Genomic DNA, 23,154 nt, shown 5'->3' on the forward strand with positions numbered 1-23,154 from the left:
TACCCGTATCCATCACAAATGGGTTGGTCTTTTGGGATATTGAGGTTGTTATCTCTCCAATGCGTCAGAAAGCGAATTCAAATTCACGCTGTTCAAAAACTCTTCGGCGATGGTTGTCAGCTCACCGGATTTCAGCAACAGAGCATCGCTGGCGTTTTGCGCTTGCCGTAAGTAAGCATCTTTAACAGATTCCTGGAACTCGTCAGAGCTTCTAATCCAGGTCATCATGGCATACAGCTCTTCTGGTGAGGATGGATCATGAGCGCCATAGTGGCAGCATTTTCCATCATTAGGCCCTTTGACAGCATGAAGCCCCATAGCAGCATCGGCCCAACAATACTTTAAGTAACCGCCTTTCGAGTTTGCCAATCTATACAGGTAGAAACTGAAGGCTTGCTGAATTGACTGAATGCATTTGTTTACTAAATCACTCTGCGGTTCTTGCGCCTCAATCGACAACTCATGGAGCTTCAGAGCAGAGTTATACCTGTTTTCAATCTCAAGCCTTTTTTTCTCATAGTCATTTTTTTCACTTTGATATCGCTTATCAAAAAAGCCGGAGTGCCTGCATTCTCTATAACTATGTTCTTTCTTCAGTGCTTCCATATCATCGTCAAATTGTTTTTTGATCTGATTATATTGATTGATTTTTGCAAGAAGCGGCTTCAGGTTGTCCGGGTCGCTGGGAATCATTCGTTGCAACAGAGCTTCAACCTTTTTATACATCGTTGTGTCGTTCCAGTATGGTTGCCCCAGGATAATCACCGGACGTTGGTTCGCCCTGACCGAGCTTAACTGCTCAAACGCGGGATCATGTGCCAGCAATCTTTCTATATTTGGAATACCCTCAGGTTGGTGTGTCCAGGATTTTTGCAAAGACGAGCTGGCAATTTTACCTTGAAGGAATGGCGAACCCCCATCATGACTGCGAGAGACGAGTGAGGCATACTTTTTATTCTTTTGGAAGTTGCTATAAAAGAATTGCCAACGGTGGTTGTTTTTTTCCCTTGACAATAATTCCTCATACCATTGTTTCAGGCAATGACTGGCATCAGCCTTCAGTTCATCGACGCTTTTCAGACGGACCAATAGCTTATGATGTTCAATTTTCTCCTGCCCCTGGAATATTATTACCGGCACCAGATCCAGCCAACCCGATTTAAGGGCTTCACCGGCAAATTGAATCACCGAACGTTTGCTTAAGTCACTGACGTTCAGTATTTTCACTATTGATCTCAACCAATACTCAGGGTTTGCTTCGTCCTGAACAATCATTTTTACATAGAGTGATTTGAGTTGATTAGAGACCTGATCTTCATCACTGTCAGACAATATTTGTATTACGGCTTCCGTCATTGGATTATATCTTCGATTATTTTCGCCATAAACATTACCGATCAAATCCAGCGCTGAATTTAGGTTCAATACTTTTGTCTTTAGTAATAAGATCGAGACACCCATGGAAAAGCTGGCCAAATCTTTTTTCTTCCAAAGCTTCAGTACCATTTCGAAAGGTTTCAGATTGGTTTCTAACCATGCAGTGTTTGTCTTATGGGCTTTTTTTAGCGCCTTCTGGCTAATCTCCAAAACATCAGCCAGAGCTTGCTGTTGTGCTGAATCAGCACCTTTCAGAAGATTGTTAATGTTAATCTTGTTTGGCCAGCGGCTGGAACTACCGGCCTTGCTGCTGTACTGGAAGTCAGGTGCGATTTCTGTATACTCGACAGGCGCTCCGCCCAAATTCACTGACTCCCAGGTTTGGCCTCCATCCACGGAATACTCACCAAAGGCGTGCTTGGGGCTCTCAATTTGCCGACTGGGAATCCCGAAATAGCGACAAAAAGCAACAAAAACAGGCGCACGATGACGACAGCTACCTTGCCGATTTGTTACCAGGTATCGAAAGAAATTTTCACTCTCATCTGGTTTAGCGATACCAGAGAACTCTTTGCAATACTCCGTGATTGCGTTAATTCGTTGCCTGATGTTTTTAGCGTCTATTATTTTGCGCAACGGTGCCTGTATTTTGGCGGGTTGTTCGTTGATGTTATCAAACAGTTCCTTCAGTACGGACTTAATGCCTTCTGAACACTGGACGTCAAAAAAGACTTCTTTAGCAGCCGTTTTTCCGCCCGGCTTTCGGGGTTCTACGACATAAGTACACTGAAAACTCTGGTAGGCTTTGGCCAGAGGAATAAACAGTGTATGAAGCCCGGTGTATTGGTCCCGGGTCAGTTTAAATGGCACATTAGGTTCTAAACGCAAGGCCACGATAGTGTCACTGGCCGTCAGGCTGGGTAAGGGACACTGACCATTCCTTGGTGATACCTCAAGGGTCCCCAGCGTTTGATCTCTGGTTAATATCACTTCCTGGTCTTTCCCTGGCAACCGTTTAGGAGTGAGGGTTTCGACCCCCAGAAAGTGTTTGCCATCAAGATCGATCTGTTTGATTTCACCCCCGGCGGTGACACGAATATCTTTTGCCTCCCAGCGATACATACTAGGGTGATGCTGCGTATTAAAAACTTTTTGAAGCTTAGTCCCTGAATTATCCCGATCCTCATAGTTCGTTCTTCGATCCAATGCCCGAGCTTTTTCTTCCTCGACTTCTGGATTGTAGGGTTCAGGAGCCTCATCACCGCTAATGGCTGATGCTTCCTTAATAAAATCGTTTACCAAACGGTTCGGCAGAGCGCTGATCTGATGCCAAAATGCGGGCCAGCATTGAAGGTCACGGGAGTTCCATGCCCGTATCTGCTTATTAGCCTCCTTAAGATAAGGCTTGCAGTCCCACATTTTCAGTGTTTGTGCCTGTTCTTTGGTCAGGGGAAATACGCTATTAGCGTCCACTTCGGTAAGGCTAAAATCATCAGCGAACCACCGTTGCTGCCAGTGTCTGTAAAGTGCCTGTGTGAAAATATCGTCCGACTGATCCGGATTCAGGGAAAGACCGGATGCCTGCCATTTTTTCTGAGCCACCATCCTGATGAGCTCCGTTTTGGTTTCCTCTTCAATCGGACGAGTCTTGATACGAATTTCATGGTTTTTTTCATCAACACCGTTGAGATGACTGTTTCGAATCAACCACGGACGATCAATGTTCGATACCGTCTGATTGAACCATTGGCAAAGTCCGGAATTAAATTCACTTTTCCTCATGGCAACGGCGGATGACCCGGGCAGTTCCTCCAGCGATAGTTTGGCGGCCATCAGATAAAGCCGGTAGTGCTGATCGAGGCATTGATGAACGGCTTTTTCGCTAAAATCGCCACCTCTGGTGATGGCCCTGGCAGCATTCTGTAAATCAAGGCTGGTCGGTTGTAATGGCAGTTTTTTGCCTTGCAGGTGAGCCCTTAAACGACAATGTTTTTCTGTCAGCTTTATAGCGGCTGATGTCCCTTGTGAGGACTCTGGCAACACTTTTTCGGCAATGGTCTGTAATTCTGTCGGGTTGTACTGCCGGATGGGCAAATGTCGAAAACGTCCTTTCAGTGCCGGCGATAAGGGTTTTCGCCCGCTGTACTCAGGCGGGTTGATGGTGGCAAACAGGTGGAAGCCGGGATGGGCGTCACCGGCCAGAATATCGTTTAACTCACCTTCCAGATGCTGGCTGTCGATCAGATTCATTTCCGAAATCACCACGATGCCGCCATCGTCTTTTGCCTTCTGGATCTTTTCGCACAGTTTGTCCCAGGAACAATCACAGGCATTCAGGTAATGGACTTCCGGCATGGATTCTTGCCGTTGTTCAGCCTGCTTTCTGACACTTTCAATCACCAGGTTCAGCGTGGCATCCTTGCCCCGCCCCGCCGGACCTTCAATCAGTGTCGCCTGACGACCGCCGTGTTTTCTGTCGTGATGATAAGCCTGCTGACAGCGGCTTAAATCCTGTCCAAGTCGTTGCGCCAGTTCACGGACTGCCGATCCGGAGGTATCAAAGTCTGGTCGGATTTTTTCGCTGACTGTACTGAAGGTCTGCTGCATTTCCTGCAGGGTCTTGTTATGAACTCTGTCGCTCAGGGTGTTCTCCGGTTCGTAGCGGGCAGCAAACCAGACTTCCAGTGCCGACAGGGCGTCCTGATGTGTTTCGGTGATTTCAGGGCCCAGTACATCCCGAAAACTGTGTTGTATCAAACTGTTTATTTGCCCACAGGTCACACTGCCGCGAGCGGGCTGAGCACGATCCAGATACCAACCCACCCAACTGCAGATGTCTGTTAAATCCCTGGGGGTAAACTCATGGTCGGGCAAGAGTTCCTGATAATATTGCCAGAGCGTCATCACACTGTTGCTGGCACTGTGTGCAATGTCGTTTATTTGCTGCTCCGTCAGATGCTCTCGTAAATGCTTGACCAGAGCCGGTTCCACCACCCGGTCCCGAAGGAATGCCTGATCCAGGCGAGGGTAGTAAGCCCTGGGTAGTTTCTCTTTCAGGGCCGGGTCCATTTGGCGCCCGGCGTAATGATCCGGGTTGCCGGTGAGAATCACCCGGTGTTTCAGGCTGACCTTGACAGGATGACCATTCACATAGATGCAGGGTTGCGGTTCCCATAAGCCGTTCAATGACGCCAGTAATCCGGCTTGGGCCAGGTTGGCTTCATCCAGAACCAGGGTAATGTACTCTCCGTCTTTGTCGGATTTGGTATTGGCCCATTCCATCAACGCCCGGTTTTGCTCCACCATATAGCGATCGCCATCGGCATGTTGTTGCCACTGCCAGCGTTTCATCAGGGTCTGTTCGCTGTCGGAAGGTCCAAGGGAAATGACTGAAGCTTGTCCCGAAGCCCTGGCCATTTTGGCAGAAAAGTAACTTTTCCCGGTGCCGGTTTCTCCCTGCAGGAACAGAACGGGAGAGTCCGTTAGCCGGTCATGGAGTCGGGACAATCGACGGCTTTCACGATCTTTCTGACCTATCTCGCCGTGATAAAGATCCCTGGCCAGTGCTGACAAAGGCATATCAGTGGAGACCGTCCATTTCAATGATTCAGACAGCCGAAGTACTATACGATCAATGCCTTCTGCCTCAGAATTCGCCATTCTGGCCATGTAAAAACAATCGCTGGCCAGCGCCTGAATGGCATCGGACCGGGTCTGCCCCGATGGCAAGTTTAACAGCCAGTCAGAAGCCAGCGCATCCTGCAAACGTTTAATCTGTCTTGATGGCCTGATAGCTAACGATTGATGGGTCTTTGCAGCTGCCGGACGGACTTTCAACTGGCAGGCCATTGCACCTCGTTTTTCTTCAGACGTATGGGCTACGATCAGGGCACAGAGCCTGTCCAGAACTTCTTCCTGATCCCATTCCAGAGATGAGTCTTGACAAGAGAGTTTTGACTGTTTAAAGACTGTCGGGTCAAAGGCTCTGATCAGAGGCCACAGATTCTCCTTCACAAACTCTCTATCTAACGACAGGGCACTTTTGATGATGGTGTTCAAGCGATCCGGGTCTACCGAGGCGGTTTGATTCTCATCTGGCAATAGCTGCCGACAAACCACTTTCATAAAATCACGCACAGACGGATGCTGCCGGGTACCATGGGTGATAACGCTGTTGATGGCCTTGCGCCAGTGGCGGGGTAAAAGCCTTAAGGACTGGTCAACCTGCTGTGCCCGCCGGGCCGCCTGTATCAGGTTATTTAATAACCCTTCGGTTATTTCAGGCAAAGGGTTACACAGGTGGGCGGGTACGGTTTTAAAGGCTTCGTAAAGTTCATTAAGTGCTTGTTCAGGCAGTTCAGTCTGCGGTATTTCATACCTGGAGGCAGTGATATCCCAGAGATCGATCTCGGGACAGGGTTTACCTGTGGCAAGCATCAAGCTCAATAATGAAGAGGGACTTTTTGCAGACTCAGGCCAGAGCACCGTGACGCGAGCTTTTGGGTAGGCCTGTAATTGACCATTCACCAACAGAGGCTGTCCTGCAATCAGGGGTTCCAGCAGTTGCTGAAGCGCTGGACTACGCTCGAGTCCCAGGAATACCAACGGCTTGCCAGCGGTTAACGCCTCCTGCAATTTACTCTGGCGTCGTCCAAAATACGCCTTTTGTTCCGAGGTGATATGGATATTATCAAATAGCTGGCTGAAGCTGGTCTGTTCATTAACCTGAATGACCAGAGGTGTTTGCGGCTGCTGATTGATCCAGTGTCTGACCTGGGCATGTTGCTGATAAGTGAAGGTATCAATGGCAGCCTGATCGCTGACTTTTTTCGGTAACCCGGGCAATGAATGCTCATCGTGCTCTGTCAGTCCCAGAGCTTTTGGTTGTCCTTTTACATGGGCCACCTGAAGCCGGGGCTCCAGGCCGGTCGTTTCGCTAATGGTCTGCAGCGAGCCCAGCAAACGAAACCAGTTTTCCTCATTGAGGGGAGACGTAACGGTGACGGCACCGCCCGCCTGAACCTGTTCCAACAGACAGCTGTTAGGGACTGCATAGCCTTCCGGGGCGATGGCAATCGGGCTCAGCCATTCCCTGATATTACTTTCGTTAATAATGATCGGATTTTGTGGTGGTTGCTCTTGAACAAGTCCTTCGTCTTGTTTGTCATCTTGTTTTTCTATAGAGCAGGACAGGTTTTGGAACAGTGAACAAAGCTCGTCACTCCCTACCGGCATCTGATAAAACTGAACATTGTCGGGTAACCGACAGACCTTGCCATTGCTCTCAAAGCACTGCTGCGCCAGCATTTGCCGAATCGTCTGTTCAAAGGCCAGATCCTGCCAGTTGGCCCCTTTCAGAATCACCCGCTGTCCGGCCTTCAATAACTCGAGCTTGCCGGGGAGGTGCTGGATTCGTCCCTGTTTATCTACGCCAGGGCCGCCCAGCAGCAACTGTCGCCAGTGACTGTGCAGGTGACAGTCAATAACAAGGGTATTGTCATCATCCATGGTGCTTTCAGCGAAGCGTTCCGCCAATACCGGAGGCACCTCGTCGGCGTCCATTGCCGGAGCATTGCCGGTTTGTGCTTCGAACTGCCAGGTATTGCCCGGTCGATTAATTCGCCGCCAGAAATCAGCACCGGGTGCGTCGGCCCCCGGTGCATCGGCCCCCGGTGCGTCGGCCCCCGGTACATCTTCACGCTGGCCAACCGATGCCAGCTGCTCAGGGTCTGCCACCACCAACAGAGCAACATGTTCGCCCAGAGAGCGTTTATTCTGGCTGACTTTGTCGTATAGACAGGGATTATTCGGGTCCAGCAGGTCGTTAAATTTTGGCAGATCCTCGCTAGACAGCTTTCGGATATCCAGCACCAGAGTCATGGGCTGTGAACCTTCAAACAGCTTGCCCGAACCCAGGGTGTGGCGACCGTCGCCGGAAATGCTCAAGCGGGTCACCAGGTTAGCCTGAGAGAGATCATCAGGATGGGCAATAAGGGTGACATCCCGATGTTCATCGCAAGTCTTGGCAACCAGAAGCTTTCGAAGCTCATCATCACTGGTGACAAAACGAAAATCGAAGGCATGAGGGGCCTTATGGTGTGAAGAATCCGTTGGGGCTACGATTCTGGCTTTGTCAGGAAAGTTTACCGAAGGTGATGATTCATTGACTGTGGAAGCGATACCAGAGCAAGCCTTTATAATCTTTGATGGTAAACCCTGCTTTGCTCTCTTGCCTGGTACTGCGCTATCAGGCACGTCACTGACAGGCACGTCACCAAGAGTAACGGGGTTGTTTTTTTCCACACCAATACGACTATCCATAGCTAATCTCCCTACTGCCATCTGAAGGATTAAATTGAAACTGTTTAATTATTTGACCGTAAGATAGGACTAAAGTTCCGCTTGAAAAGTTAGCCGTAACGATTGATGGAAATCTTTCTAAAAATTCATCATGACCAAAGGGTTATCAGCTCTTCAATGCGTCATAAATCGAATTCAAATTCACGCTGTTTACAAACTCTTCGGCGATAATTGTCAGCTCGACGGATTTCAGCACCAGAGCATCGCTGGCGTTGTACGCATGCCGTAAGCAGGCATCTTCAACACTTCCCTGGAACTCGTAAGAGCTATGAATCCAGGACATCATGGCATACAGCTCTCCCGGTGAGGATGGATCGTGAGCGCCATGGTGGTCGCTGCTTTTATAAGGCCCGATGACAGCGTCAGCCCAACAATACTTTAAGTAACCGCCTTTCGAGTTTGCCAGTCCATACAGGTAATAACTGAAGGCCTGCTGAATTGCCTGAGTGCATTTGTTTTTTAAATCACTTTCCAGCCTTCGCTCCTCATCCGACGGCTCCAGGTCGTCCGGGCTGTTGGCAATAATTCGCTGCAACAGGGCTTCGACCTTTTTATTCAACATTGTGTCGTCCCAGGAAGGTTGCCCCATGATAATCACCGGACGGTGGTTCGCCTTGAACGAGCTCAACTGCTCAAACGCCGGGTCATGTACCAACATTCGTTCTATATTCGGAATACCCTCGGGTTCGTCTGTCCAGGATTTTTGCAAAGACAAGCTGGCAATTCTACTTTGCAGGAATGGCGAAACCCCGTCATGACTATGAGTGACGAGCAAGACATACTTTTTCTTTATTTGGAAGTCGCTATATAGGAACTGCCAGATATGGCTATTTTTTTCCCTGGAGAATGACTCCTTATACCAGTGTTTCAGACAACGGCTGGCATCAACCTTCAGTTCATCGACGCTTTCCAGACGCAGCAATAGCTGATGATGTTTAACTGTCTTCTTAATTTGGTATTTTTCTAATGGCAATAGATTCAGCCAACCCGATTTCAGGGCTTCACTGGCAAATTGAATAACCGAACGTTTGGTCAAGTCACTGCCATTGAGTATTTTCACTATTGAATTCAACCAGGCGAGCGGCTCTGCTCCGCCATGAACAATCATTTTTAAATAGAGTGATTTAAGTTGATCAGAGACCTGGTCCTCATCACTGTCGGACAATATTTGCATTACGGCTTCCGACATCGGATTATCTCCTCGCCAATCTATATTACCGATCAATGCCTGCTCGACATAGTCTGATTTGTCTCTCTCCAGCGACTCCAGGATTGAGACACCCATGGAAAAGCCGGCCAAATCTTTTTTCCTCCAAAGCCTCACTACTAATTTGAAAGGTGTCAGATTGGCTTCTAACAATGCAGTGTTTGCCTCAAGGGCTTTTTTCAGCTCCTCCAGGCTCATTCCCAGGGCTTTAGCTATAGCTTCCTGTTGTGCTAAATCAGCTCCTTCCAGGAGATCCCTGATTTTCTTTGAATTGGTGCCGGAACCGCTGATCCGCTTGCTGGGCTGGAAGTCAGGCCAGATTTCTATTGCCTCAACAGGTGCCCCGCCCAAATCCACTGGCTCCCAGGTTTGACCGCTGTCTATGGAACATTCTGCAAAGGCGTGGTTTTTGTTAGCAATTAGCCGACATGGAATCTCAAAATAACGGCAAAGAGCAACAAAAACAGGCGCACGATGACGACAGCTCCCCTGCCGCTGTGTTACCAGGAATTGAAACAAATTTTTATTATCCTCTGGCATATCACCACCGGAAAACCCCAAGCAATAGTCCTTGATCGCCTCAATGCGCTGCCTGCTGTTTTTAGCGTTTTTTATTGTCTGCAAAGGCGCCTGTACTTTGGTTGGCTGCAGGTCAATTCGGGTAAATACTTTTTTCAGTACTGCTTCCATACCTTCTGAACAGCGGACGTCAAACCGTGTTGATTGTGCGGGTCGGACTTTTTCAGCAAGTGTTTTTTCACCCGCTTCTCTGTGTTCTACGACATAAGCAAATTGAATAGTCTGGTTATCTTCGGCCTTCGCAACATAGAGTGTATGGAGCCCGGCATATCGGTCCTTGATCAGGGTAAATGGCAATGCTGGTGTTATGCGCAGGGCCACGATTCGGTCGTCAGGCTTCAGGTCGGGCAAGGCATATCGACAAGTGTTCGATGGCTGCTCAAAGGTCGCCAGCGTCTGATCGCTGGCTAATGTCACTTCCTGGTCAGGTTCCGGTAACCGACCCGGTATGATGACTTCGGCTCCCTGCATGTGACGATCATTAATATCGATCCATTTGATGTCGCCCGCAGCAGATACAAAAATATCTCTTGCCCGCCACCGATAATGAGCGGGAAAAAAGTCCTTAGTGTCAAAAATCATATAACGCTTGATTTTTGGTTTACTCTTGTTCTGGTAGTCCGTCATGCGGTCCAATGTTGGAGCCTCTTTTTCGAGGGCTTCGGGATTGTATTTTTCATAGGCCTTATCACTGTCAATAGCCAATGCCTGGTAAACAGACTGTGGCTCAGGGTTGGTACTTTGATGCAATGTCGGCGCCTGTTTCTCGCTGACTTTTGACATGTCTTGTGGTGTTTCGTTAATAAAATCATCGACCAGATGTTTCGGCAGATCACTGATCTGATGCCAGAACAGAGGCCAACATTGTGCACCATCGACGCTCCATGCACTGATTCGCCGATCAGCCTCAAGAAAATAAGGCTGGTTAGCTGATAAAATCAGCGTCAGTTTCTGTTCTTTCGTCATGGAAAATACGCTATCTGCGTGCACGCCGGTGTGGCCAAAATTATGATTAAACCAGCTTTGCTGCCAGTGTCGGTAAAGTGTCTGGGTGAGTATGTCGTCCGAGTCATAGGGCCTCATTGGAAGGCCTGATGACCGCCACTTTGCCCGAGCCACGCTCTTGATGATTTCCGTTCTGGCTTCCTGTTCATCCAGCTCAGTGTTAACACGGATTTCATGTTTTTTTTCATCAACACTGCTGAGATGACTGCTTCGTATCAACCATGGACGATCAATGTTCGGTACTGTCTGATTGAACCAATGGCAAAGTCCGGAATTAAATTCACATTTCCCCATGGCAAGAGCCGAAGAGCCGGGCAGTTCCTCCAGCGATAGGTTGACGGCCATCAGATAAAGCCGGTAGTGCTGATTGAGGCATTGATGAACGGCTTTTTCGCTAAAATCGCCACCTCTGTTGATAGCCCTGGCAACATTCTGTAAATCAAGGCTGGTGGGTTGCAATGGCAATTTTTTGCTTTGCAGGTAAGCCCTTAAAAGACAATGTTTTTCTGTTAGCTGTTTAGCGACGAATGTGCCTTCTGAGGACTCTGGCAACACTTTTTCGGCAATGGTCTGTAATTCTGCCGGGTTGTACTGCCGAATGGGCAGATGTCGAAAACGTCCTTTCAGTGCCGGTGACAAGGGTTTTCGCCCGCTGTACTCAGGCGGGTTGATGGTGGCAAACAGGTGGAAACCCGGATGGGCGTCACCGGCCAGAATATCGTTTAACTCACCTTCCAGGTGCTGGCTGTCGATCAGATTCATTTCCGAAATCACCACGATGCCACCCTGCACTTTGGCTTTCTGGATCGCTTCACACACTTTATCCCAGGAACAATCACAGGCATTCAGGTAAAAGGCTTCCGGCATCAATTCTTGCCGTTCTTCAGCCTGCTGTTTGACACTTGCAATCACCAGGTTCAGCGTGGCATCTTTACCTCGCCCGGCCGGGCCTTCAATCAGTGTCGCCTGACGGCCGCCGTGTTTTATCTTGCGATGATAAGCCTGCTGACAGCGGCTTAAATCCTGTCCAATTCGTTCTACCAGCTCAAAGACTGCCGCTCCGGAGGTATCAAAGTCTGGTCGTATTTTTTGGGTAACTGTTCTGAAGGTCTGCTGAATATCTGACAGGGTCTTGTTACGAACCCTGTCGCTCAGGGTGTTCTCCGGCTGGTAACGGGCAGCAAACCAGCTTTCCAGTGCTGACAGGGCATCCTGATTTGTTTCGGTGATTTCAGGGCCCAGTAGATCCCGAAAACTTTGTTGGATCAAAGCGTTCATTTGCTTGCCGGTAACCGTCTCACCGGTGGATAACGAACGATCCAGATACCAACCCACCCAACTGCAGATATCGGTTAAATCCCTGGGGGTAAACTCATGGTCTGGCAGCAGTTCCTGATAATATTGCCACAGCACCATCAGACTCCCGGTGGCACTCTGCGCAATCCTGCTGGTTTGAGAATCCGGCAGATGCCGTTGTAACTGATTGAGCAGAGCCGGTTCCACCACTCTGTCCCTAAGGAAAGCCTGGTCCAGACGTGGGTAGTAAGCCCTGGGCAGCTTCTCTTTCAGGGCCGGGTCCATTTGCCGCCCGGCGTAATGATCAGGGTTACCGGTGAGAATCACCCGGTGTTTTGGACTGACCTTGACAGGATGACCATTGACATAGATGCAGGGTTCCGGTTCCCACAGGCCGTTCAATGACGCCAGTAATCCGGCTTTGGCCAAATTAGCCTCATCCAGCAACAGGGTGATGTATTCTCCATCTTTGTCGGATTCGGTATTGGCCCATGCCATTAGCGCCCGGTTTTGCTGCGCCATAGAGCGATCGCCATCGGTATGCTCTTGCCACTGCCAGCGTTTCATCAGGGTCTGTTCGCTGTCGGAAGGTCCAAGGGAAATGACCTCAGCCAGTCCTGAAGCGTTCGCCATTTTGGCGGAAAAGTAACTTTTTCCGGTGCCGGTTTCCCCCTGCAGGAAGATAACGGGAGAGTCCGTAAGCCGGTCATGGAGTCGGGATAATCGACGGCTTTCACGATCTCTCTGGCTTATCTCGCCGTGATAAAGATCCCGGGCCAGTGCTGACAAAGGATTATCAGCGGAACCCGTCCACTCCAGTGATTCAGGCAGACGATTTTCTATCTCTTCAATACCTGCTGTGACCGTATTCGCGGTTCTGGCAATATGAAAACAATCGCTGGCCAGAGCCTGAATAGCATCGGATCGGATCTGACCAGACGCAAGGTTTAACTGCCATCCGCAAGCCAGCGCATCTTGCAAACGTTTAATCTGTCTTGATGGCCTGATGGTTAACGATTGAAAGGTCTCTGTTGCTGCCGGATCGACTTTCAACTGGCAGGCCATTGCGTCTTGTTGTTCTGCAGACGTATGGGCTACGATCAGGGCACAGAGCCCGTCCAGAATTTCTTCTACATCCCATTCCGGACATGAACTTTGATAGTAGAGTTTTGCTTGCTTAAAGATTTTCGGGTCAGAGGCTCTGGCCAGTGGCCAGAGGTTCTGCTTTAGAAACTCTCGGTTTAAGTGCGGGGCACTATTGATGACTTCATTTAACTGGTCCGGATCTACCGAGGCGGTTTGATCCTCATCCGGCTTCCCATGAGCATCTGGCATCTTATCCGGTAACAACTGCCAACAAACCACTTTCATAAAATCACGGACGGACGAATTCTGCCGGGTGCCATGGGTGATGACACTATTGATGGCCTTGCGCCAGTGGCGGGGCAGGAACTCTGGGGACTGGTCAACCTGCTGTGCCCGTCGGGCCGCCAGTATCAGGTTATTCAATAACCCTTCAGTTATTTCAGGCAAAGGGTTACACAGGTGGGCGGGTACGGTTTTAAAGGCTTCGTAAAGTTCATTAAGTGCTTGTTCAGGCAGTTCAGTCCGCGATATCTCATACCTGGAGGCAGTGATATCCCAGAGATCGATCCCGGGACAGGGCTTGCCTGTGGCAAGCATCAAGTTCAATACTGATGAGGGGCTTTTTGCAGACTCAGGCCAGAGCAGTGTGACGCGAGCTTTTGGGTAGGCCTGTAATTGACCATTCACGAGCAGAGGTTGTCCCACAACCAGAGGTTCCAGCAGTTGCTGAAGCGCTGGACTACGCTCGAGTCCCAGGAATACCACCGGCTCGCCAGCGGTTAATGCCTCCTGCAATTTACTCTGGCGTCGTCCAAAATACGCCTTTTGTTCCGAGGTGATATGGATATTATCAAATAGCTGGCTGAAGCCTGTCTGTTCATTGACCTGGATGACCAGAGGTGTTTGCGGCTGCTGATTGATCCAGTGTCTGACCTGGGCATGTTGCTGATAAGTGACGCTGTCAATGGCAGCCTGATCGCTGACTTTTTTCGGTAACTGAACGCTCCCGGGTAAAGGGTGCTTATCGCTTTCTTTCAATCCCAGGGCTTCCGGTTGCCGTCTTGAATGAGCCACCCGGAGCCGGGGCTCCAGGCCAGTGGTTTCGCGAATAGTCTGCAGTGAGCCCAGCAAACGAAACCAGTTTTCCTCATTGAGGGGAGACGTAACAGTGACAGCACCGCCCGCCTGAACCTGTTCCAACAGACAGTTGTTAGGGACTGCATAGCCTTCCGGGGCGATGGCAATCGGGCTCAGCCATTCCCTGATATTACTCTCGTTAATGATGATCGGATTTTGTGGTGGTTGCTCCTGATCAGATCCTTTGTCGTCTTGTTTTTCTAGAGAGCAGGACAGGCTCTGGAATAGTGAACGAAGCTCTTCATTCCCTACCGGCATCTGATAAAAGTGAACATTGTCGGGTAGCTGACAGACCTTGCCATTGCTCTCAAAACATTGCTGCGCCAGCATTTGCCGAATCGTCTGTTCAAAGGCCAGATCCTGCCAGTTGGCCCCTTTCAGAATCACCCGTTGTCCGGCCTTCAATAACTCGAGCCTGCCGGGGAGGTGCTGGATTCGTCCCTGTTTATCTACGCCAGGGCCACCCAGCAGCAACTGTCGCCAGTGACTGTGCAGGTGACAGTTGATAACAAGGGTATTGCCATCATCCATGGCGCCTTCAGCGGAGAGTTCCGCCAATACAGGAGGCACCTGGTCGATGTCCATTGCCGAAGCATTGCCGCTCTGTGCGTCGAACTGCCAGGTATTGAACGGTCGGTTAATTCGCCGCCAGAAATCAGCACCGGGTGCATCTTCACGCTGGCCAACCGATGCCAGCTGGTCAGGGTCTGCCAGCACCAGCAGAGCAACGTGTTCGCCCAGAGGGCATTTCTGCTGGCTGACTTTGTCGTACAGGCAGGGGTTATCGGGGTCCAGCAGATCGTTAAATTTTGGCAGATCCTCGCTGTTGAGATTTCGGATATCCAGCACCAGAGTCATGGGCTGTGAACCTTCAAACAGCTTGCCCGAACCCAGCGTGTGGCGACCGTCGCCGGAAATGCTCAAGCGGGTCACCAGGTTAGCCTGTGACAGGTCATCGGGGTGGGAAATAAGAGTGACATCCCGATGTTCATCGCAGGTCCGGGCAAGCAGAAGCTGTCGAATCTCATCATCACTGGCGACAAAACGAAAATCGAAGTCACGAGGAGCCCCGGGGAGCGAGGAATTCGTTGAGGATACGCTTCTCGCCTTGTGAGGCGACGAAATCAGTGGTGACGATACCTTGAGCCTGGCAGTGACATCAGAGCAGATCTCAACATCATTTGCCGGTAATGCCAGCTTTGGTTTTTTGGCTGGTACGATATTGTCAGACGCGCCATTATCAAGAACCGATTTGTTTATTTCCCTGATCCTAACATCCACTATTAATCTCCTTTCCTGACGTCCCTTGAAGGATTGCATTGAAACTGATTAATCGTTTGACCTTAGGATGAGATTAAAGTTCCATTTTAACTGTTGCCCCTCTGTAGGGTTGTCCAGCCTCCTTCGCGGGAATGACGGGAGTGAAGCACTCAACATGAGCAAACGGTTATCAGGTATCCAAAGCATCACAAAGCGAACTCAAATTCAGGCTGTTTAAAAACTCTTCGACAATTTTTGTCAGTTCATTGGTTTTGAGAATCAGGGCGTTACTGAGGTTATGTGTTTGCCGCAAGTGGTCATCCCTAATAGCTTCCTGCGACCAGTCAGAGCTCTTGATTAAAGACATCATGGCATACAGTTCTCCTGGTGAGGATGGAGCATGAGCACCACAGTGGCCATCATCGTCTTCCGCCAGGATGAAAGCATCGGCCCAACAATAGGTTAAGCCCCCCCCTTTCGAATGTGTCATTTCATACAAGTAATAAATGAAGGCCTGTTGAATCGCTTTCCGGCATTGGTCTTTTAAGTCAGACACCAGAACTTTGTCCCTGAATGGTACCTCAAGGGACTTCAGGATGGGTTGGTACTTGTTGATGATATCAAGCCTTTCTTTCTGACTATCCGTTGCTTTCAGAGCATTAAAGCATCGTCGATCCATTGCTTCATATTGATTGATTTTTTCCAATATCTGTTTCAAGTCCGGGCTTTTCTCAAGTTTCCGTTGAAACAGGGCTTCAGCCTTTTCATTAATCACTTTGCTGTTCAGTGAGATGTTCCCCAGGATAATCACCGGACGGTAGTTGCCTTTGCCCGAGTTTAACTGCACAAAGGCAGGGTTGTGCAACAGCAGTCGTTCTATATTCGGAACGCCCTCGGGTTTGTCCGTCCAGGCAATCTCGACGGATAGACTGGCCATTACATTTTTAAGGAATGGCGAATGCCCGTTATGAGGATCAGTGATGAAGAAGGCATTCTCTTTTCTCTCCTGGAAGGTTTCATAAGTTGATTGCCATTGCTGGTTATTTTTTTCCCCGGACATCACCACCTGATACCACTTTTTCAGGCAATGAGCGGCTTTAGTGTTCAGTTCTTCGACCTCTTCCAGACGCATCAAGAGTTTATGATGTTCAACGGCCGTCATAACATATTTGCTATAGGTCGGCACTGGATCCAGCCAACCCGATTCCAGGGCTTCACGGGCAAAGTGAATAACTGAAGGACGGGTCAAATCACTGTTTGCCAATACGTCCACTATTGAGCACAACCACTGGTCAGGGCTTGTTCCGGCCTGGTCGATCATTTTTGAATGGAGTGACTTGAGTAGTTCAGTGACCTGATCTTCATCACTGTTGGACAATATTGGTTTGAGTGCCTCCGACATTGGTTTATAGGGGGGTCTTCCGCCGCCAATCACTTTACCGACCAATGCTTTATCGTCCTCGCTCAATACTTCTGTCTCCAACGACTGCAAGATTGAGACGCCCATGGCAAAACCGGTTAACTCTTTTTCCTCCCAGAGGTTCTTTACTATTTCGAAAGTACTCAGATTTTTTTTTGGCAAGGCATGGTCTGTCTCAAGGGTTTTGTTCAGTTCCTCGAGGCTTATACCATAGGCTTTGGCCAGAGTTTGTAGTTGTGCTAAATCAGCGTCTTTCAGGACATTCTTCAGGAGATTCGTAGCCTTCCTTAACTCAGTGCCAGAGCTACTGACCCACCTGGTGGGCTGGAATTCAGGTGTGATTTCAGTTACCTCTTCAGGTGCTCCGCCCAAGTCCACTGACTCCCAGGTTTGGCCTCTATCCAGGGAACACTCCGCAAAGGAATGGATACGATTATTCATTTGCCGACACGGAATGCCAAAATAACGACAAAAAGCAATGAAAACAGGTACACGATGACGACAGCTCCCTTGACGCCGTGTTACGAGGAAGTGAAAGAAATTTTTATTGCGCTCTGGTGTGGCAGCACCGGAGAATCCTCGGCAATAATCCTTGATCGCCTCAATGCGTTGCGTCGTGTTTTTAGCACTTTTTATTTTCTGCAAAGGCTCCTGCACTTCTTGTGGTTGTTCTTCAATCTCCGTGAGCACTCCCTCCATTACTGTTTTCATACCTTTCGAACAGCGGACGTCAAAACGTGTTGATTGTGCTGGTCGGACTTCTTCAGTACGTGTTTTTTTGCCCGCTTTTCCGGACTCTACGACATAAGCAAATTTAATGCTCTGGTTGATTCTGGACTTTGGAATAGAAACTGTGTGAAGGCCGGTATAACGATCTCTGAACAGAGTAAATGGCAACTCGGGTTTCATGCGCAGGGCTACGATATAGTCGTTGAATGTGAGGCAGGGCAAGGCATATTGACCATTTCTTGATTTCACCACCAAGGTCGCCAGGGTCTGGTCACTGGCTAATGTCACTTCCTGGTCATGCTCTGATAAACGGGCAGGTATGAGAACGTCGACCCCTTGCATCTGTAGATCATTAATATTGATCTGCTGGATATCGCCCTGGGCAGACACATAAATATCCTTTGCCCACCACCGATAATTCGCGGAAGAATGGCTCTGCATATTAAAAATCATATGATCGTCAACGGGTAGCTTCCCCTGAATTTCATAGTCGGTATTCTGGTCCAATGTCCGAGCCGGATCTGGTTTATGGTTTTTTCTCTGAGCCAATGCTGGTGCCTGTTTCTCGTGGACTTGTGGCAGGGATTGCCCGGAAGCCTTATCACCAACAACAGCTGAGGTTTTGTTAATATAATCGCTAACAAAATGGTTCAGCAGATCCCTGATCTGATGCCAGAACTCAGGCCAACACCGAACGTCATCGGCTTTCCACGCCCTTATCCGCAAATCAGCCTCCTGAAGATAAGGCTGGTTAATTGATATTTTCAGCGTGTGTATCTCTTCTTCGGTCGGGGAAAATACGCTACTGGCTTCCACACCCATCTGGCCAAACACACGATCAAACCAGCATTGTTGCCAGTGTCGGTAAAGTGCCCGGGTGAGAATATCGTCCGACTTATCGGGGTTCAGGGAAAGACCGGATGCCTGCCACCTTGCCTTAGCCACCATCCTGATTATTTCTGTTTTGGCTTCCTCTTCAATCAGATCAGAGTCGATATGAATTTCATGTTTTTTTTCATCAACACTGTTGCGATCACTGCTTCTTATCAACCATGGACGACTAATACCAGGTACCACCTGGTTGAACCATTGGCAAAGCCCGGAATGAATTGCTCCTTTGCTCATGGCAAGAGCCGTTGACTCGGGCAGTTCCTTCAGCGATAGGTTGGCGGCCATCAGATAAAGCCGGTAGTGCTGAGTAAGACATTGATGAACGGCTTTTTCGGTAAAATTGCCCCTTCTGTTGATAGCCCTGGCAACATTCTGTAAATCGAGGCTGGTGGGCTGCAATGGCAGGTTTTTCCGTTGCAGGTAAGCCCTTAAACGACAATGTTTTTCAGTCAACATTTTAGCCACGGTTTTTCCCTGCTCGTTTTCTGGCAAGACTTTCCCGGCAATGGTCTGTAATTCGGTCGGGTTATACTGCCGGATCGGCACATTTCGAGAACGTCCTTTCAGTGCCGGTGATAAGGGTTTTCGCCCGCTGTACTCAGGCGGGTTGATGGTGGCAAACAGGTGAAAGCCGGGATGAGCGTCTCCGGCCAGAATATTGTTTAACTCCCCTTCCAGGTGCTGGCTGTCCATCAGATTCATTTCTGAAATGATTACGATGCCGCCATCGACTTTTGCTTTCTGGATCGCTTCACACACTTTGTCCCAGGAACAATCACAGGCGTTCAGGGGAAAGACCTTTGGCATGGTTTCTCCCCGTTCTTCAGCTTGCTGTTTGACACTTTTGATCAGCAGGTTCAGGGTGGCATCCTTACCACGTCCGGCCGGGCCTTCAATCAGCGTTGCCTGACGACCGCTGTGTTTTATCTTGCGATGATAAGCCTGCTGACAGCGGCTTAAATCCTGTGCCAGCTGTTGCACCAACTCAATGATTGCCGATCCGGAGGTATCAAACTCAGGTCGGATTTCTTTGGTTAATGTTCTGAAGTCCTGCAGAATATCTGGCAGGGTGTGGTTATGAACTCTGTCGCGCAGGGTGTTGTCCGGGTGGCAGCAGGCAGCAAACCATATTTCCAGTGCCGAAAGGGCATCCTGTTGAGTCTCGCTGATTTCGGGACCCAGTAGATCCCGGAAACTTTGCTGGATCAAACTGTTCACTTGCTCACAGCTAACACGGTCGTCTATGGATAACGCGCGATCCAGATACCAGCCCACCCAGCTGCAGATGTCGGTTAAATCCCTGGGGGTAAACTCATGTCCGGGCAACAGCTCCTGATAATATTGCCAGAGTGCCATCACACTCTTGCTGGCCCTGTGTGCAATGTCGTTTATTTGCTGCTCCAGCAAATGCCGTTGTAAATGCCTGACCAGAGCCGGTTCCACCACCCTGTCCCGAAGGAATGCCTGATCCAGGCGTGGGTAGTAAGCTCTGGACAGTTTCTCTTTCAGGGTCGGGTCCATTTGGCGCCCGGCGTAATGATCCGGGTTGCCGGTGAGAATCGCCCGGTGTTTTTCGCTGACCCTGACAGGATGACCATTGACGTAAATGCAGGGTTGCGGTTCCCATAAGCCGTTCAATGATGCCAGCAATCCGGTTTGGGTCAGGTTGGCTTCATCCAGAACCAGGGTGATGTATTCAGCGTCTTTGTCGGATTCGGTACTGGCCCATTCCATCAACGCCCGGTTTTGCTGCACCATAGAGCGGTCGCCGTCGGCGTGTTCCTGCCACTGCCACTGTTTCATCAGGGTCTGTTCACTGTCAGAAGGACCAAGGGAAATGACTGAAGCTTGTCCCGAAGCCCTGGCCATTTTGGCAGAAAAGTAACTTTTCCCGGTGCCGGTTTCTCCCTGCAGGAAGATAACGGGAGAGTCCGTAAGCCGGTCGTGGAGCCGGGATAAGCGACGACTTTCACGATCTTTCTGACTTATCTCGCCGTGATAAAGATCCCGGGCCAGTGCTGACAGGGGCATATCAGCGGAACCCTGCCATTCCAGTGATTCAGAGAGTCGATGTTTTATACGTTCAATGCCTTCAGCCTCCGCATTCGCTGTTCTGGACATGTGAAAACAATCGCTGGCCAGCGCGTGAATGGCATCGGATCGGGTCTGCCCCGATGGCAGAAGTAACAGCCAGCCAGAAGCCAGTGCATCTTGCAAACGTTTAATCTGTCTGGCTGGTCTGATGGCTAGGGATTGCCAGGGTTCCGCTTCCACAAGATCGACTTTCAACTGATACGCTAATGCATCTCGTTTTTGCTCAGGCCCATGGGCCACGATTATGGTACAGAGCCTGTTCAGAATCTCTTTTGCACCCCTTTGTCGAAATGGATTTTCGTAGGTCAGTTGTAATTCTTTAAATCCAGTGTCCTTAAATACTGCCGGATCAAAGACTCGGGCCAGTGGCCACAGGTTCTGCCTGACAAACTTTCTATCCAGTCGTGGGGCGCTATTGATAATGGCAGCTAACTGATCCGGGTCTACCGAGGCGGCTTGATCCTCATCCGTCGTCTTATCCGGTAACAAGTGCCAACAAGCCACTTTCATAAAATCCCGTACTGACGGATGCTGCCGGGTACCATGGGTGATGAGGCTATTGATGGCCTTGCGCCAGTGGCGGGGCAGGAGCTGTAGAGAGTGGTCAACCTGCTGTGCCCGGCGGGCAGCCAGTATCAGGTTATTCAGTAAACCTGCGGTCATTTCAGGCAGAGGGCTACAAAGGTGGACAGGTACGGTTTTAAAGGCTTTGTAAAGCTGTTTAAGCGCTTGTTCTGGCAGTTCAGTCCGGGCGATATCATACTTGCGGGCATTGATATCCCAGAGATCGACCTCAGGACACGGCTCACCCGTGGTGACCGTCGCATGAAATATTGAAGAGGGGCTTTTCACAGACTCAGGCCAGAGTATTGTCACACGAGCTTTTGGATAGTCTTGCAACTGGCCATTCAGCAACAGAGGTTGCCCAACAATCAGGGGTTCCAGAAGCTGCTGAAGCGTTGGATTGTTTTCCAGTCCCAGCAATATAACTGGCTTGCCAGCGGTTAATGCCTCCTGCAACTTAGTCTGACGGTGTCCAAAATGGGCCTTTTGTTCCGAGGTGATATGGATATTATCAAATAGCTGGCTGAAGCTGGTCTGTTCACTGACCTGAATGACCAGAGGTGAATCCAGCTGCTTATTGATCCAATGACTGGCCTGGGCAGATTGCTGATAAGTGAGGGTACTGAAGGCGATCTGATCTTTGTTTTTTTCCTGTGGGCAGGGCAGAGAGACCTCGTCCTTTTCTGTCAACCCCAGGACTTTCGGCTGATGTTTTGAATCAGCCACCTGAAGTCGGGGCTCCAGGCCGGTGGTCTCGAGAATCGCCTGCAGTGAACCCAGCAAGCGAAACCAGAGTGCCTCAGTGAGGAGAGACGTTACGGTGACTGATCCCCCCGCCCGAATCTGCTCCAACAGTTGGGTGTTAGGGACTGCATAGCCTTCCGGGGCAATGGCAATGGGACTCAGCCATTGGGCAATATTACTCTGGTTGATGATGATGGGGTTGCGTGATGCTTGTTCTTTTTCAAGAGAAGGGGACAGACTGAAAAACAGTGAACGAAGCTCGTTATCTCCCACCGGCATCTGATAAAACTGAACATTGTCGGGTAATGAACAGATCTTGCCATTGCTCTCAAAACACTTCTGAGCCAGCATCTGACGAATCGTCTGTTCAAAGGCCAGATCTTCCCAGTTGGCTCCTTTCAGAATCACCCGCTGTCCGGCCCTTAATGATTCAAGCTTGCCGGGGATGTGCTGGATTCGCCCCTGTTTGTCCACCCCGAGTCCACCCAGCAGTAACTGTCGCCAGTGACTGTGGAGGTGGCAGTCAATTAAAACGGTGTTGTCGTCTTCCGTAGTACTTTTGGCACTGGTGAATTCAGGCACTACTGGAGGAACCTCGTCGATGCTCATTGATGAGTCATTGCCGGTCTGAGTGTCGAACTGCCAGGTATTGTCCGGTCGATTAATTCGTCGCCAGAAATCAGCGCCAGGCGCGTCGTCACGCCTGCCAACCGATGTCAGCTGTGCAGGGTCTGCCACGACCAGCAGAGAAACATGTTCACCCAGAGGGCGTTTCTCCCGGTTGACTTTGTCGAACAGACAGGGGTTATCCGGGTCCAGCAGATCGTTAAATTTGGGCAGTTCATTGCCGGTGAGTTTTCGGATATCAATGACCAGGGTCAGTGGCTTTGAACTTTCAAAGAGCTTGCCTGAACGCAGAGTGTGGCGACCCTCTTTGGAAATGCTCAACCGGGTCACCAGATTAGCCTGTGAGAGGTCATCGGGGTGGGAAATAAGGGAGACATCCCGATTTTTATCGCTGGTCCGGGCAACTAAAAGCTGTCGAACTTCATCATCACTGGCGACAAAACGAAAATCGAAGGCACAAGGGGTTTTTGGGAGCGAGAAATCTGTCGCGGAAACGATTCTTGCCTTGTCAGGAAAGGTTGTCGAAGGTAATGATTTATTGAGTTTGGAGGTGATAACAGGGCTGACCTTTGTAATCTTTAACGGTAAATTCTGCTCTGCTCTGCTGGCTGGCTCGCCGCTCTTTTCGCCGCTCTCAGACACGGCAATATCAAGAAAAGAGTTGTTGTTAATTTTCTCACCAATACGACCATCCATAGCCAATCTCCCAACTGCTATCTGAAGAACTGAATTGAAGTTGTTTGGTAGTTTGACCTTTAGGCAATACGAAAGTTCACTT

Annotated in this window: 3 protein-coding genes; all 3 read right to left on the reverse strand. The window is 49.7% G+C overall.

The genetic code is table 11. The annotated features are described in order from the left end of the window. Nucleotides 1-48: 48 nt before the first annotated feature. Nucleotides 49-7,698, reverse strand: coding sequence for an AAA family ATPase (locus tag ACOMHB_RS22720; protein ID WP_448218329.1), 7,650 nt, complete (start codon nt 7,696-7,698; stop codon nt 49-51). A gap of 145 nt (nt 7,699-7,843) precedes the next feature. Beyond that, nucleotides 7,844-15,328, reverse strand: coding sequence for an AAA family ATPase (locus tag ACOMHB_RS22725; protein ID WP_448218330.1), 7,485 nt, complete (start codon nt 15,326-15,328; stop codon nt 7,844-7,846). 169 nt (nt 15,329-15,497) lie between these two features. Continuing rightward, on the reverse strand, nt 15,498-23,072 hold the full coding sequence (locus tag ACOMHB_RS22730; protein WP_448218331.1) for an AAA family ATPase: 7,575 nt from the start codon (nt 23,070-23,072) through the stop codon (nt 15,498-15,500). Nucleotides 23,073-23,154: the final 82 nt, after the last annotated feature.

It is taken from the genome of Endozoicomonas sp. 2B-B (assembly GCF_053470045.1).